This is a genomic window from Paenibacillus sp. 2KB_20 (assembly GCF_052115765.1).
Lineage (GTDB): Bacteria > Bacillota > Bacilli > Paenibacillales > Paenibacillaceae > Paenibacillus_AQ.
Genome location: NZ_JBFRHH010000005.1, coordinates 340,454 through 354,153, shown reverse-complemented (window position 1 = coordinate 354,153; position 13,700 = coordinate 340,454). Strand labels below are relative to the sequence as shown.

The following is a 13,700-nucleotide window of genomic DNA, read 5'->3' as shown; positions in this document are numbered from 1 at the left end:
ATCGATAAGGAGGAATGGAATATGGCAAAGCAACGACTATTGAAATTAGGGGCGCTCCTGCACGGCGTGGGCGGAGGAACCTCCATGTGGCGGCATCCGGATGCGCAGCCTGACGCAAGCGTTAATTTTGAGCTGTATAAGCAGTGGGTTCTAAAAGCCGAGGAAGGCAAATTCGATCTGATCTTCATTGCGGACGGCTTGTATATCAACGAAAAATCGATCCCGCATTTTCTGAACCGCTTTGAGCCGATCACCATACTGAGCGCCCTGGCTGCCGTCAGCCAAAACATCGGTCTTGTCGGTACGTTATCCACCTCATACAGCGAGCCGTTCACCGTGGCCCGTCAGTTCGCGTCGCTCGACAAGATCAGCAACGGACGCGCAGGCTGGAACATCGTCACCTCTCCGCTGGAGGGCTCAGCCCTGAATTACGGCAAGAAGGAGCATCCGGAGCACGATAAGCGATACCGGATTGCAACGGAGTATTTGGAGGTTGCCCGGGGATTATGGGATTCCTGGGAGGATGATGCCTTCGTGCGGAATAAGGAGACGGGGGTCTTCTTCGATACCGAGAAAATGCACACGCTGAATCACGAAGGCGAGTTCTTCTCCGTGAAGGGGCCGCTGAACATCGCCCGTTCCAAGCAGGGACAGCCGGTCATCTTTCAAGCGGGATCGTCCGAGGTCGGCAAGAACTATGCCTCCAAGGAAGCTGATGCGGTATTTACCGGTCATGAGTCTGTGGAGGATGCGGCAGCCTTTTATCAGGACGTGAAGTCGCGGGCGGCTGGTTTCGGCCGGAATCCGGATGAAGTGCTGATCTTTCCCGGCATCAGCCCGATTATCGGCAGCACGGCCGAAGAGGCCGAGCGCAAATATGAGGAGATAGCCAGTCTGGTGACCATCGAGAATGCCCTGGATTATCTCGGCCGCTTCTTCGAGCATCACGATTTCTCGCAGTATCCGCTGGATGAGCCGTTCCCTGAGCTGGGCGACCTGGGCAAGAACAGCTTCCAGAGCGGTACCGATAAAATCAAAAGGGACGCTAAAGAGAAGGGGCTGACGCTCCGGCAAGTGGCACTGCAGTCGGCCACGCCTCGCGGCGGGTTTATCGGCACGCCGGAGCAGGTGGCAGACAAGATCCAGGCTTGGTTCGAAGCAGGCGCAGCCGACGGCTTCATGATTACTGCAGCGGTGCCGAACGGGCTGGAGGATTTTGTGGACCATGTCGTTCCGCTTCTGCAGGAGAGAGGCATCTACAGAACCGAGTACGAGAGCGACACGCTGCGCGGCAATTTAGGATTGCCGGTGCCCGAGAACCGGTACAGCAAGGATCAGGCAGTTGCTGTCCGTTCCTAATAGGGTGCGGTGGGCATGACGGCGGTTGTGGAACTGGATCAGATGATGGAGTTTGCTGGGGAGCTTCGTGAAGGGATGGCCGTGGTCAACGACAGAGCCGCGCTGCGTCGTATGAAGCAAGCCGCAGGGCAAGTGCTGGGCAAGGAGAAGGTACATGTGCTCCATCCACCCAGCCTGACTGGCGAGGATTCCGGTTGGTACCTGGACAGGTCCCGGGCGCTTTTGGATTCATCGGCTGCGGGAATCCGGATCGGGGGATCGTGCATGCGATTCACCAGCCCCGATTCGATCTGGATGAAGATGTCCTGGTGCATGGGACTCGAATATGGGTGCGCCTAGCCCTACATGACGTTTACGAATAAGGAGGAAAACCAATGACGAAAATCGCTTTTATAGCAGGAAGCCCGACGCAAGGGTCCCGTTTGTTCGGATTAACGCAATATGTAGAGGATCGCCTGATCATTGCTGGCTACGAGATCGACTTCATCTCGGCAGCGGATCTACCGGCTGAGGATTTGCTGCGGGCCGATTTCAATAGTCCGGCCATCAAGCAGGCCATAGCGGCGGTTGAAGGAGCCGCTGCCGTGATCATTGCCAGCCCGGTGTATAAAGCTTCTTATTCAGGGGCTTTGAAAACGATTTTGGATCTTCTTCCCCAAAAAGGTTTGCAAGGCAAAGTCGTGCTCCCGCTATTCATTGGCGGCACCATCGCGCATTTGCTCGCGGTGGATTATGCGTTGAAGCCAGTAATATCCGCACTCGGAGGAACCAATATTCTCAACGGGGTGTTTGCCGTAGATCAGTGGATCACCCGCCTCGAACTGGGCGGTTACGACATCACGGAGCAGCTGAGAGAACGCCTGGATGACGCGCTAAACGAGCTGCAATCAGAGCTGGCCCGATATTTGGCTGTGCCGTCGGAGCGGCAGGGGCAAGCGGTCTGACGCCTAATTTTCCAAGACAAACGGCGATCTTGAGATGCAGCAGCCACGATCCGAATCCGTGGATCGTGGTTTTTGCGCTGCCATGATTACCGAGGGGTAAGGGCTCTAATAGAGAATCAAGAAGCGAGGAAAAAACTTCTCTATATGGTCTTGTAGAAGAGAATGCTGGGTGATAGAGTAATCAACAACTTAATTCCGTCTATACTCATTGGAAAGATGGAGTCAGAGTGTGGCTGTGGATTTTCAGTAGCGGCACTTCCGGAGAAATCGCTGAGTGGCTGCATCGGATGGTTTACACACGGAGCATCGATGATGTGTTCCTGAGGGCAAGCGGGCTGGTGGCATTGGCCATCCCTTTGGCTCTTCTCCTTCGCCGAAGACGGCGGATGGAGGCTGCCGGCAGCTCATCCATGTCAGAGTCGACGGCTTAGCATGTAACCGAGTCTTGTTTAGAAATTGTATAGTTCGGTCCTATACTCTAGTTCTATAGACTTATACAGCTGGAGTGATAGGATGATAGACGAGTATTTTGATGAAATGCGAAAATACGGCCACGAGGATGAGATGCGGTACCGAATGTTGATGCGAGGGGTAAAGAACCTGCTGGAACAACGGAAGCGTGAAAAGTCCAAACTGTTCAAAGGACTTCCGCTTCGACAAAGGAATAAAGTCCCGCGTGTAGGTAAATGGTCATAGGTTGTCGTTAACCGAACCGTCAGTGGAACAGCATGTGAGCAATGGAAGACAAAACTTATGTTTATAGCGTTTATTACAAATACAAAGGCTACCCTCATGGTTTTGGGGTGGTCTTCTTTGTGTGTCCTCTTCATGTCTCTCTCCATGTCTTTCTTCATGTCTCACTGCATGGGGGTCTTTTGTCTCTTCGCGTCAAGCCCACATAAAAAAGGCCGGCTCCCACCGCTTGAATGCGAAAGGGAGTCGGCTTGATTGCAATTTATGCTACACCGGTGCCAGCTCAGGAGCTGGAGTCGGCGTTGTTGGTTGTTTGGGTTCCGCTGGTTCCGGCTTGACGGCTAAAGGCCGGCGTATGCCCTTCCCGCGCGGGACGCACATCGGGGTTCCGTACAGCGGGTCCGGAATAATCTCGCACGGCAGCTGGAACACGGTCTGCATCAGCTCGGAATCGATGATATCTCCCGGTTTGCCCTTTGCCTTGATACTTCCGTCGCGAATGGCAACGATATGATCGGCATAACGGCAGGCCAGATTGATATCATGCAGCACCATGACGATGGTCCGTTGTTCTTGAACATTTAATTCATACAGCAGATCCAGCACTTCGATCTGGTGCGTCAAATCCAGATAGGTGGTCGGTTCATCGAGCAGAATGATTGGCGTTTCTTGTGCCAGCGTCATCGCGATCCAGGCCCGCTGGCGCTGACCGCCGGATAGCGAGTCAACCGTACGGTCAGCCAGTTCGGTCAAACCTGTGGAGGTCAGCGCCGCTGTGACTGCTTCCTCATCCTCGCGTGACCATTGACGAAGCCAGCTCTGGTACGGATAGCGTCCTTGCTTTACCAGCTGCATCACCGTTAATCCTTCCGGGGCGGTAGGCCCTTGAGGCAAAATGGCGAGCTTACGCGCCACGTCCTTGGTAGACAAGCCTGCGATGTCGGCCCCGTTCAGTACAACCGAGCCGCGCTGCGGTTTCAGCAGCCTGGCCATGGAGCGCAGCAAAGTGGACTTGCCGCAGCCGTTGCTGCCGATAAACACGGTGATTTTACCTATAGGCACAGTTAAATCCAGATTTTCGAATATAAAGTCTCCCCCATAGGACAGACCCAATCCCTTTGCTTCCAGCGTATTCATGACGCCAGCTCCTTTCGGTTCTAGAATCGATTGCGGTTACGATACAGCAAGTAGAGGAAGAACGGCGCGCCGATTGCGGCGGTGAATACGCCTGCCGGAACGTCGCGCGGCAGAAATGCCGTCCGAGCTACCAAGTCCGCGACAAGGAGCAGAATCGCACCGATCAGTGCGCTGACCGGCAGGACGCTCCCGAAGGAGGGACCCACCAGCCTGCGGGCCATATGCGGTGCCATCAGACCGATGAAGGCGATGGCGCCGCCGATCGAGATGGCTGCTCCGGCCAGAGCGACGCTGAGTCCGATTAGGATCAGGCGCTGTTTCTGAACCTGGGCGCCCGTGCTGCTGGCAACGTCGTCGCCCAAGGCTTGGATGTTCACATTGCGGGCCTGCAGCCAGGTAAGCGGTAGAAGTACAGCTATCCAAGGCAGCAGGGTCAAAACGTCCTTATCCCAGGACATGCCGTAAATGCTGCCTGCCATGAAAGTAAGGGAGCGGTCGGCCAACTGCAGCGGTCCGGATATGATCAGCATATAGGAGATCGATTTGATTGCAGCCGATACCCCGATTCCGATCAAGACGAGCCGCAGCGGCGATACGCCATTTTTCCAAGCAAGCACGTACAGCAGCCCGGTTATGAAAAAAGCACCAAGGATGGCGAATAGCGGCATCCAATGGATCGATACGGTGCCTGTGAATATGAAGATGAAGAGAACCGCTCCAAGTGATGCTCCCTCCGTTATACCGATGACGTCGGGGGAGGCCAGGGGGTTGCGGATGACGCCCTGCAGAATAGCCCCCGCCACGGCGAGAGCGGCGCCGATCAGCACGGCGATAATAATTCGGGGCAGCCTTAGCTGCATAACGATAACCTGCTCCATGGGCGGAGCGTTACCGAACAATGCCTTCATGACATGAAGCGGCGAAACAAACTGGCTTCCTGTGCCTGTGCTAATAATCATGGCGGCGATGCAAAGCACGAATAGGATCAGACATACCCATAGCGTTCTTCTCTCCAGCATAAACGATACTTTAGCGTTCTTGGAGCGGAATATGCGGTGTTTATTCATTGTGCTCGTCTTCCTTTCCTGGCTATGTACACGAAGAACGGCACGCCAATGATTGCGGTCATCACGCCGACCGGGACTTCCTTCGGCATGGCAATATATCGGGAGCCGAGATCGGCCGTCACCAGCAGAAGTGCACCGAGCACCGCGCTGTAAGGCAGAATCCAGCGATAATCATTTCCTATTAAATGCCGAACGATATGCGGGATGATAATCCCGACGAATGCGATGGGGCCCGCAGCGGCAACGGAACCTCCGGCCAGCAAAATAACAGCCGCTGCCGCTAACAACTTAATGAGGGCTGTTTTTTGCCCGAGGCTCTGGGCGATGTCATCACCCATGGAGAGGGCGTTCAGATGGCGGCCCAGCAGGAGTGCAACCAGCATGCCAACGGTCATGTACGGCCACACGGCTGCAAGTTGGTTCAAATCGCGTCCGGCTACCGAGCCGACAAGCCATACCAGCACCTGATCGAACATTTTGCCGTCAGAGAGCATGAATCCCTGCGTTAAGGAATGGAAGAAGGCGGCTATGGAGGCACCCGCGAGGGTGATTTTTACCGGCGTCATGCCGTCCCTGCCGATGCTGCCCAGGAAAAACACGATACCGCCGCTTACCGCGGCTCCCATCAGCGCGACCCAGGTAAGAGATTGGAGTCCGCTTATACCCAGCCAACCCGCTGACATAATAATGAAGAAGGCTGCACCGGAGTTCACGCCCAGCGTGCTGGGTGATGCAATCGGATTGCGCGTGATGACCTGCATGAGGGCACCCGCAACAGCTAGGCTTGCTCCTACAGCAAGTGCAATGAGCGCCCGGGGCAGTCTTGCTGTGAGAATGATCAGATGTTCGTTGCTCCCGTTGAAGTGAGTGAACGATTCCAATACCTGATGAAGAGGTACGTTTGTTACTCCGAATGCGATGCTGCCCATGACGGCAGCAGCCAGCGCCAATAGCGATATGAATAGTCCGAATACGCGCATATATGCTCACTTTCTTAAGTCCATGAATAATTAAGTTCATATGAATTTTAGGTGAAGGGACCCCATCTGTCAATGAGCTTGATAATCATTCTCATAAATATCTTGATATTTTTCAGGAAACCCTTTATAGTTTTGAATCAGTGATTGATAATGATTTTCAAGTAGAAGGATATGACACAAGGGGGATTTAGATAGGAATGGGAAAAGGAATGGCAAATAAACCAACGAGAGGCCTCAAGTTTAGCTTGCTGGCTCTCATTATGATCGTGATTCTTGCCGGTTGTGGAGCAAGCCCAGCGAAAGAAAATACAAACAATACCGGCGGCGACACGACGAATAATGCAAGTGGTAACAATGGTAGCGCAGCAAGCGAATCCTATGAAGTTACACATGCGATGGGTACGGAAACAATCAAGGGAACCCCTCAAAAAGTGGTGGTTCTCACGAACGAAGGAACCGAGGCGCTTCTCGCATTGGGCGTGAAGCCAGTAGGCGCTGTTAGATCCTGGACAGGTGACCCATGGTATCCACATATTAAAGACCAGATGGAAGGCGTTACCGTTGTCGGGGAAGAGAGCCAGCCGAACATCGAACTGATCGCGGGCCTGCAGCCGGACCTGATTATCGGCAACAAGATGCGTCAGGAGAAAGTATACGAGCAATTGAAGGCGATCGCGCCGACCGTTTTTGCCGAGGATCTTCGCGGCGAGTGGCAGAACAATTTTGAACTGTATGCCAAGGCGCTGAACAAGGTATCCGAAGGCGAGGAGCTATTGGCTGCATACGACAAGCGGATTCAGGATTTCAAAGAGAAGGCCGGAAGCAAGCTGGACGAGACCGTTTCCGTGGTCCGTTTCATGGCTGGCAAGACGCGCGTGTACCATACCAATACGTTCTCGGGCGTCATTTTCGATAAAATCGGCATCGCCCGCAACGACATGACCAAGAACGCCAAGGACGATTTCGTTGACGAGATCACGAAGGAACGTTTGCCTGAGGCAGATGCCGACAGACTCTTCTACTTCACTTATGAAACCGGGGATGGCGGCGCCAACCAAACCGAGCAGGAATGGATCAACGATCCATTATGGAAAAACCTGAACGTCGTCAAGAACGGCCAAGCCCACAAAGTGGATGATGCAATCTGGAATACAGCAGGCGGCATCCTGGCGGCCAATCTGATGATTGACCAGCTGCAGGAGTTTTACGGCATTCAGTAATGAATGCTGCAGCCTAGTATTATCGTATAACGGATGATGCTAAGTGAAAGCTAAAAAAGGAGGCATCCCAAAAGATCTCAGATCTTGAGGGATGCCTCCTTTTTTAGCATCACAGCATCGCCAGTACTGCCGCTATAAGGTATGCCACACCGCACGCCAGCACAGCTTAACCAAGTCCCCTACTTCGTGCCGCTGCCCCTGACTGTTATCGGACTCCGGATCCCTTATTTCTCAAATTGCCCCCGATTTTTAAATCTAACGGACACAGAATCCCTTATTACCATAATTACCAGCCTATTTGCTATCATATTCAATGAATAACGTACCTGGTGTCCGTTAACTCTCATAAATAGCACCTACTCAGCCAAATAACGTATCCTCAGTCCATTACGCTCAAGGAGTAGCACGAAGTCCAGTAGATCATCAGTAGCCAAGACCAGCAAGTAGCACCAAGATCAGCAGCAGCACCAATACCAGTAGTAGCACCAAGATCAGTAGTAGCCAAAACCAGCAAGTAGCACCAAGCCAGCAGGTAGCAACAAGATCAATAGTAGCACTCAGACCAGCAGTAGCGATAAGACCACCTGTCAACGGACTCCAGATCCCTTATTTCTCAAATTGCCCCCGATTTTTAAATCTAACGGACACAGGATCCCTTTTTACCACAATTACCGGCCCATTTGCCATCATATTCTATGAATAACGTACCTGGTGTCCGATAACTATCCAAAATCACACCTTCTCAGCCAAATAACGTATCCTCAGTCCGTTACGCTCGAGGAGTAGTACCAAGTCCAGTAGATCATCAGTAGCCAAGACCAGCAAGTAGCGCCAAGACCAGCAGTAGTAACAAGACCAGCAAGTAGCACCAAGCCATCAGCAGCACCAATACCAGTAGTAGCACCAAGATCAGTAGTAGCCAAGATCAGCAGTAGCACTCAGACCAGCAGTAGCGATAAGACCACCTATCAACGGACTCCAGATCCCTTATTTCTCAAATTGCCCCCGATTTTTAAATCTAACGGACACAGGATCCCTTATTACCACAATTACCGGCCCATTTGCCATCATATTTTATAAATAGCGTACCTGGTGTCCGATAACTATCCAAAATCACACCTACTCAGCCAAATAACGTATCCTCAGTCCGTTACGCTCGAGGAGTAGTACCAAGTCCAGTAGATCATCAGTAGCCAAGACCAGCAGTAGCACCAAGAACCAGTAGCACCAATACCAGCAGCAGCCTCAGCTATACACGCTGTGTTACCCCGGTTTCTACCTCTAAACCATAGCTACTCTGAGTTCCCGCCGGCCCCAACATCGATTATAATCCGAGCCATCCATGCATACCCCTAGACACCGAGTCCATCCGTGCCCTCCTGTTATACTGCTATTGCTTCACTTCATATTTTACGAAATCTTCACCACAATCTCCGCACCGGCAACATAGGTCATCGCTTTGATGTATTCCGGGTCTTGGGCACGCTGTTCCACTTCTTCCGGAGTGAGGTCCTCCATTCGTGTCTGTACCCACCATAAGTTGCCGAACGGGTCCCGTACCCGTCCCACCTTGTCGCCGAAGAACAAGCTCGTTGGCTCCGTCACCGAGACGGCTCCTGCGGCCAGCGCTTGCTGATACACATCTTCGCAATCCTCAACATATAAACGGAGGTATGCCGGGCTATCCGGCCATTCCGGTTTCGCGTCAAACATCATGACGACGGCATCCCCGATTCGGACCTCGGCATGGCCGATGATACCATCACCAACATAGACGCGCGCTAACTCTTCAGCTCGAAAAGCCCGCTGCAGTAAATCGATCAGCGCTGCGGAGTTTCTTGAGATGATCCATGGTGTCACGGAGGTGTAGCCGTCCGGAATGGGCTTAACCGCTTTCGATGGGTTCGTCATAAATACGCTCGCTCCTTTAAACTTCATTTATTTGCATAACTCTTATGTACTCACTATGTTGGGGAATACATGACAACCAAACGTCAGTGTTCCCGTGACAAGTTTCGGCCGCCGGCGTTTTTTGCGAATAACCTCAGCCACCGAAAAACATCATGATCACCCGGGTATGGGAGGGTTCGAGCGTGGGCTCCGCCCACGAACAGTTAACATTTGACAGCATCCATAAACCTATGTACAGTATTAGACAAAAGAATAGGAAGTCCACTAGGGGAGCCGTTGGCGGCTGAGACAAGAGTATATCTTGGACCCTTTGAACCTGATCTAGTTCGTACTAGCGTAGGAAAGTGGAGCCTTCGTATATGAGGTCTCGGTGCGTTTTTTGGCGCACTCGGGCTTGTTGACGAAGCCGCTCCAGTTTTCGGGGGCGGCTTTTTAGCGTTGCCTGGAAAGTCGTGTCTTATGGACTTCCTGCTCTTCAATATGTTGGAGGTGGGACAACAATGAGTTTCACGCAAGAGCTCCGTCAGCAGGCGGAAGGAATTTTTCAAGCAATCTTCGATCATCCCTTCGTAAAAGGCATTGCCGGGGGGAACCTGGCGCGGGAACAGCTGATTCACTATGTGAAGCAGGATTTTGAGTATTTGAACGCCTACATGCGGATCTACGGAATCGCCATATCCAAATCGACCAGCAGGGAAGAGATCGCCACCTTTAACGAACAGATATCATTCATCCTGCACAGCGAGGTGCACCCGCATCAGAATTTGTGCGCAGCCGCGGGGGTGACCTACGAAGAGCTTCAAGGGTATCCACTGGCTCCGTCCGCGCATCATTATATCCGTCATATGCTGACAGTGGCGCACGAGGGCAGTCTAGGCGAGATTATGGCCGTACTACTTCCTTGCCCGTGGACGTACCTGGAGATTGGCTGCAAGCTGCTGGATGAAGTGAAGCCGGATGAATCCCATCCGTTCTATGACTGGATTAATTTCTATGGCAACCGTGGGGAAGACGCGACAGCCAAGTTCTGCAAACGTGTCGATGAATGGGCAGAGCGCGCGACGGCAGCCGAGCGGGAACGGATGAAGGAGCATTTCATGCTGAGCTGCCAGCTGGAGTATATGTTCTGGGATATGGCATATAAGCAGGAGGAATGGCCGGTGCCGCTGCAGGCTGCGGTGCTGTAAGGAGTCATAATAAGCACATAAATTCCAATATAGATAAGAGAGGCGATTCATATGCATGCATGGGAAAAAGAGGTTTCGGCGCTTTTAACGAAGGTACAGCAGACGAGCCCCCTCGTTCACAATATGACAAACGTGGTGGTTACGAATTTTACGGCTAACGGCTTGTACGCGCTGGGCGCGTCGCCGGTCATGGCTTACGCGCCGGAGGAAGTGGCGGATATGGCCGCCATAGCGGGCGCGCTCGTGCTGAACATCGGCACGCTGAACCGCGAGCTGGTGGATGCGATGATCATCACCGGACAATCGGCGAATGCACATGGCGTCCCGGTCTTGCTGGACCCGGTCGGTGCGGGAGCGACCCGTTTTCGGACGGAGTCGGCATTGCGGATCCTAAGCGAGGTGAAGGTTTCGCTCGTGCGCGGGAATGCGGCTGAAGTCGCTCACCTTGTCGGGGAGGCGCGCGAGATCAAAGGCGTAGACGCTGGCAATAGCGCAGGCAGCAATCATCTAGAGCTGGCTGTGCGGGCTGCCCGCGAATTAGGCACAATCATGGCCATTACCGGTGAAGAGGACGTGATTACCGATGGAACCGAAGTGCGTATCATAACCGGCGGGAATGCTCTGCTCACGAAGGTCACCGGCGCAGGGTGCCTGCTGACCTCGGTGCTGGGTGCCTTTGCGGCAGTGGAAGCAGACCTGCTGCTTGCGGGTACGGCGGGTCTGGCCTTCTACGGGGCCGCGGCGGCGAGAGCTGCGGAATGCACGGCGGACCAAGGACCGGGAAGCTTCCAGATTGCTTTCCTGGATGAGCTGGCAAAACTTCATCCAGGCTCGTTGGCGGGATATGCCGCTGTCCGGGAAGCGGGAACGGCTGCCGCCGGTGGCGCACGATGAGCAAGACTCGCGTGCCCCGGGCACTGACGATTGCCGGGTCCGACAGCGGCGGCGGCGCCGGCATTCAGGCCGATCTGAAAACCTTCCAGGAGCTCGGCGTATACGGCATGTCGGCGATTACCGCGATCACGGTGCAGAATACCTTGGGGGTTCACGGCGTATATCCGCTTCCCCCAGAGGCAGCAGCCGAGCAGATGGAAGCGGTTGGCTCAGACCTCGGAGTAGATGCATTGAAGACGGGCATGCTGTTCAACGCCGAGGTCATTCGGCTGGTTGCTGACCGGATTCGGGCATTCGGCTGGGGGAAGGTCGTTGTCGATCCCGTGATGATTGCCAAGGGCGGAGCGGAGCTGCTGCAAAGCGAAGCGGTGCAGGCTTTAAGAGAAGACTTGCTGCCGCTGGCCTTGATCGTCACCCCCAATATACCGGAGGCCGAAGTATTGGCGGGGATGCGTATCCGCACGATGGAAGATCGGAAGGAAGCGGCCAGACGTATTCATGATCTGGGGCCCAAGATCGTTGTGATCAAAGGCGGCCATGATGAGGGAATGCTTGGAGCCGGTGAAGGTGCGGATCGCGAAAGAGACAGGGGACCCGCTATAGCGGCGGATACGCAGCAGGAAGAGCAGCCTTGGTCCGAATTAACGAATGACCAAACGAGAACTGCCATTCCCGCCGGGGAGTTGCGTAGGCCCCGTCCTTCCATTTTCAAGGGCGACGGTCCTCCGGGCAGTCCTCCGGTCATGGACCTCGTATACGATGGCACTGCCTTCTCCGAACTATACGGTAAAAGAATTCATACCGTTCATACGCATGGTACCGGCTGTACTTTCTCTGCCGCCATCACTGCAGGCCTGGCCAAAGGCTTGAGTGCATTCGATGCGATTCAGAGCGGGCGCTTATTCATTCAAGCGGCCATTGAGGACAGCTTGAATCTGGGACAGGGACAGGGTCCGACAAATCATTGGGCGTACAATCGGCGCCGTCAGGAGGTGCTGCGATGACGGGCAGAGTGACACCCGAAATGATGAAACAACATTTACGGATGTACCTCGTGCTTGGCAGCGTGAACTGTATCGAAGAGCCAAGCCGGATTGTGCAGGAGGCATTGGCTGGTGGCGCGACCTTGGTCCAGTTTCGTGAGAAGGGACATGGCTCGCTTGTTGGCGAGCCGATGATCCAGTTGGCTCGCCGGATCCAGGATCAGTGCCGCCAAGCGGGCGTACCCTTCATCGTCAATGACGATGTGGAGCTGGCACTGAAGCTGAACGCCGATGGCGTGCATATCGGCCAGGACGACGAATGCGCGGCTTCCGTACGGGAGCGGATCGGCAACCGGATTCTGGGTGTCTCCGCCCATACCGTGGAGGAAGCGAGGCGCGCCATTGTCCACGGTGCCGATTATCTTGGCATCGGACCGATTTATCCAACCGTCTCGAAGGATGATGCCAAGGCAGCACAAGGCCCAGCGATTCTTCGTGAACTGCGCGAAGCTGGAATCTATCTGCCGATCGTTGGGATCGGCGGGATCACCGTGGAGCGCGTGGAGAAAGTCATGGGAGCGGGTGCAGATGGCGTCGCGGTGATCTCCGCCGTGACGGGAGCGGAGTCGGCGAGGAAGGTAGTGGAGGCTATTGTAGATAAGAGCTTCAGGTAGATTGGATATTTTTAATGAGAAAGGATATTAACAATTAATTGAACTTACTATAAAAAAAGAGTGTCGAAATTTTTCGACACTCTTAACAACTATAGGGTAAATTTTATTAGTTTAAGTGTTCTGCTTTTCCTTCTACATACCATTGTTTTGATCCATTTGAGTTCTTCGTTTTCATGTTAATAACAATATAAGAACCATCATACTTCTGCCAAAACTGCTTGGCTTCCGTTAACTCGGAGTTTATTAGAATAGCAGGCATGTAATCCCCTACTTCTAGGTTTGCTCTTCTTTCTTCGCCATAAAATGCATCAATAAAAGACGATTTCTCTTCTGATTTGAATTTTGAGTATAATTTATCTTCAATCTCGATGGAGCTTATCATATTCCATTCGCTTAAGTCTTGTTGTGTTGTCAATGTCACGGATTTAATTGAATGATGTAGGATCGTTTCTTTCCCTAAATTCCATGAAGAAACAAGTTTGTTTTCTACGTTTTTAATATATTGTTGTTCTTCTTGATTTTCTGTATTAAAAGAGAAGATGTTTGTTAATGAGTCACTCGCATAAACACTAGAACCTGATATAGCAAATGCTAGACCGAGAGTTATTATAGCAGTTCTTTTTTTTACCTTCATTAAGATGCTTCCTCCTT

The 13,700-nt window shown here is 53.0% G+C and carries 14 protein-coding genes and 1 riboswitch; of the genes, 9 read left to right on the top strand and 5 right to left on the bottom strand.

The window, feature by feature from the left end; translation table 11 throughout:
- The first annotated feature begins 21 nt into the window (after positions 1–21).
- The 4 genes from AB4124_RS16145 to AB4124_RS16130 all read left to right on the top strand — a co-directional run bounded on the left by AB4124_RS16145 (position 22) and on the right by AB4124_RS16130 (position 2,734).
- Positions 22–1,359, top strand: coding sequence for an LLM class flavin-dependent oxidoreductase (locus AB4124_RS16145; protein ID WP_441973476.1), 1,338 nt, complete (start codon positions 22–24; stop codon positions 1,357–1,359).
- A 15-nt stretch (positions 1,360–1,374) separates the two neighbouring features.
- On the top strand, positions 1,375–1,698 hold the full coding sequence (locus AB4124_RS16140; protein ID WP_441973475.1) for a hypothetical protein: 324 nt from the start codon (positions 1,375–1,377) through the stop codon (positions 1,696–1,698).
- A 35-nt stretch (positions 1,699–1,733) separates the two neighbouring features.
- Positions 1,734–2,303 carry an NADPH-dependent FMN reductase gene (ssuE, locus tag AB4124_RS16135; protein WP_441973474.1) on the top strand — a complete coding sequence of 190 codons (570 nt, stop codon included), beginning with the start codon at positions 1,734–1,736 and terminating at the stop codon, positions 2,301–2,303.
- Positions 2,304–2,530: 227 nt separating this feature from the next.
- A complete protein-coding gene (locus AB4124_RS16130; protein WP_430108097.1) occupies positions 2,531–2,734 on the top strand; it encodes a hypothetical protein in 204 nt (67 codons plus the stop codon).
- A gap of 529 nt (positions 2,735–3,263) precedes the next feature.
- Here AB4124_RS16130 and AB4124_RS16125 read toward each other — a convergent pair.
- The 3 genes from AB4124_RS16125 to AB4124_RS16115 are packed head-to-tail and all read right to left on the bottom strand — an operon-like array spanning position 3,264 to position 6,180.
- A complete protein-coding gene (locus AB4124_RS16125; protein WP_339270888.1) occupies positions 3,264–4,133 on the bottom strand; it encodes an ABC transporter ATP-binding protein in 870 nt (289 codons plus the stop codon).
- Positions 4,134–4,153: 20 nt separating this feature from the next.
- Positions 4,154–5,200 (bottom strand): FecCD family ABC transporter permease, encoded by a 1,047-nt coding sequence (locus tag AB4124_RS16120; RefSeq protein ID WP_441973473.1) that lies wholly within the window; start codon positions 5,198–5,200, stop codon positions 4,154–4,156.
- On the bottom strand, positions 5,197–6,180 hold the full coding sequence (locus tag AB4124_RS16115; RefSeq protein ID WP_430108090.1) for a FecCD family ABC transporter permease: 984 nt from the start codon (positions 6,178–6,180) through the stop codon (positions 5,197–5,199). Before AB4124_RS16115 ends, AB4124_RS16120 begins: the two co-directional genes overlap by 4 nt.
- Before the next feature lie 197 nt (positions 6,181–6,377).
- Between AB4124_RS16115 and AB4124_RS16110 the strand changes: the two genes are divergently transcribed.
- Positions 6,378–7,400, top strand: coding sequence for an ABC transporter substrate-binding protein (locus AB4124_RS16110; protein ID WP_339292506.1), 1,023 nt, complete (start codon positions 6,378–6,380; stop codon positions 7,398–7,400).
- Between the two features lie 1,410 nt (positions 7,401–8,810).
- Here the strand turns inward: AB4124_RS16110 and AB4124_RS16105 are convergent.
- On the bottom strand, positions 8,811–9,311 hold the full coding sequence (locus tag AB4124_RS16105; RefSeq protein WP_441973472.1) for a VOC family protein: 501 nt from the start codon (positions 9,309–9,311) through the stop codon (positions 8,811–8,813).
- Positions 9,312–9,567: 256 nt separating this feature from the next.
- Positions 9,568–9,671: riboswitch (TPP riboswitch) on the top strand.
- A 140-nt stretch (positions 9,672–9,811) separates the two neighbouring features.
- Between AB4124_RS16105 and tenA the strand changes: the two genes are divergently transcribed.
- The 4 genes from tenA to thiE are packed head-to-tail and all read left to right on the top strand — an operon-like array spanning position 9,812 to position 13,049.
- On the top strand, positions 9,812–10,498 hold the full coding sequence (tenA, locus tag AB4124_RS16100; protein WP_441973471.1) for a thiaminase II: 687 nt from the start codon (positions 9,812–9,814) through the stop codon (positions 10,496–10,498).
- 51 nt (positions 10,499–10,549) lie between these two features.
- The gene (thiM, locus tag AB4124_RS16095) at positions 10,550–11,392 is read left to right on the top strand and encodes a hydroxyethylthiazole kinase (protein ID WP_441973470.1); all 843 of its coding nucleotides are present in this window, start codon (positions 10,550–10,552) and stop codon (positions 11,390–11,392) included.
- Entirely contained in the window at positions 11,389–12,396 is a 1,008-nt protein-coding gene (gene thiD, locus AB4124_RS16090) for a bifunctional hydroxymethylpyrimidine kinase/phosphomethylpyrimidine kinase (RefSeq protein ID WP_441973469.1), read from the top strand. The genes thiM and thiD overlap by 4 nt, the downstream gene beginning before the upstream one ends.
- A complete protein-coding gene (thiE, locus tag AB4124_RS16085) occupies positions 12,393–13,049 on the top strand; it encodes a thiamine phosphate synthase (protein ID WP_441973468.1) in 657 nt (218 codons plus the stop codon). Before thiD ends, thiE begins: the two co-directional genes overlap by 4 nt.
- 106 nt (positions 13,050–13,155) lie before the next feature.
- On the opposite strand, the gene AB4124_RS16080 is transcribed toward thiE, so the two are convergent.
- Positions 13,156–13,683, bottom strand: coding sequence for a hypothetical protein (locus tag AB4124_RS16080; RefSeq protein WP_339270899.1), 528 nt, complete (start codon positions 13,681–13,683; stop codon positions 13,156–13,158).
- Positions 13,684–13,700 lie beyond the last annotated feature (17 nt).

What these genes read in the sequence shown, in the direction of transcription:
- AB4124_RS16140 (WP_441973475.1), top strand. Translation starts at nt 1,375, where the DNA reads ATGACGGCGGTTGTGGAACTGGATCAGATGATGGAGTTTGCTGGGGAG.
- AB4124_RS16105 (WP_441973472.1), bottom strand. Translation starts at nt 9,311, where the DNA reads ATGACGAACCCATCGAAAGCGGTTAAGCCCATTCCGGACGGCTACACC.
- tenA (WP_441973471.1), top strand. Translation starts at nt 9,812, where the DNA reads ATGAGTTTCACGCAAGAGCTCCGTCAGCAGGCGGAAGGAATTTTTCAA.
- thiM (WP_441973470.1), top strand. Translation starts at nt 10,550, where the DNA reads ATGCATGCATGGGAAAAAGAGGTTTCGGCGCTTTTAACGAAGGTACAG.
- thiD (WP_441973469.1), top strand. Translation starts at nt 11,389, where the DNA reads ATGAGCAAGACTCGCGTGCCCCGGGCACTGACGATTGCCGGGTCCGAC.
- thiE (WP_441973468.1), top strand. Translation starts at nt 12,393, where the DNA reads ATGACGGGCAGAGTGACACCCGAAATGATGAAACAACATTTACGGATG.
- AB4124_RS16125 (WP_339270888.1), bottom strand. Translation starts at nt 4,133, where the DNA reads ATGAATACGCTGGAAGCAAAGGGATTGGGTCTGTCCTATGGGGGAGAC.
- ssuE (WP_441973474.1), top strand. Translation starts at nt 1,734, where the DNA reads ATGACGAAAATCGCTTTTATAGCAGGAAGCCCGACGCAAGGGTCCCGT.
- AB4124_RS16080 (WP_339270899.1), bottom strand. Translation starts at nt 13,683, where the DNA reads ATGAAGGTAAAAAAAAGAACTGCTATAATAACTCTCGGTCTAGCATTT.
- AB4124_RS16115 (WP_430108090.1), bottom strand. Translation starts at nt 6,180, where the DNA reads ATGCGCGTATTCGGACTATTCATATCGCTATTGGCGCTGGCTGCTGCC.
- AB4124_RS16110 (WP_339292506.1), top strand. Translation starts at nt 6,378, where the DNA reads ATGGGAAAAGGAATGGCAAATAAACCAACGAGAGGCCTCAAGTTTAGC.
- AB4124_RS16145 (WP_441973476.1), top strand. Translation starts at nt 22, where the DNA reads ATGGCAAAGCAACGACTATTGAAATTAGGGGCGCTCCTGCACGGCGTG.
- AB4124_RS16120 (WP_441973473.1), bottom strand. Translation starts at nt 5,200, where the DNA reads ATGAATAAACACCGCATATTCCGCTCCAAGAACGCTAAAGTATCGTTT.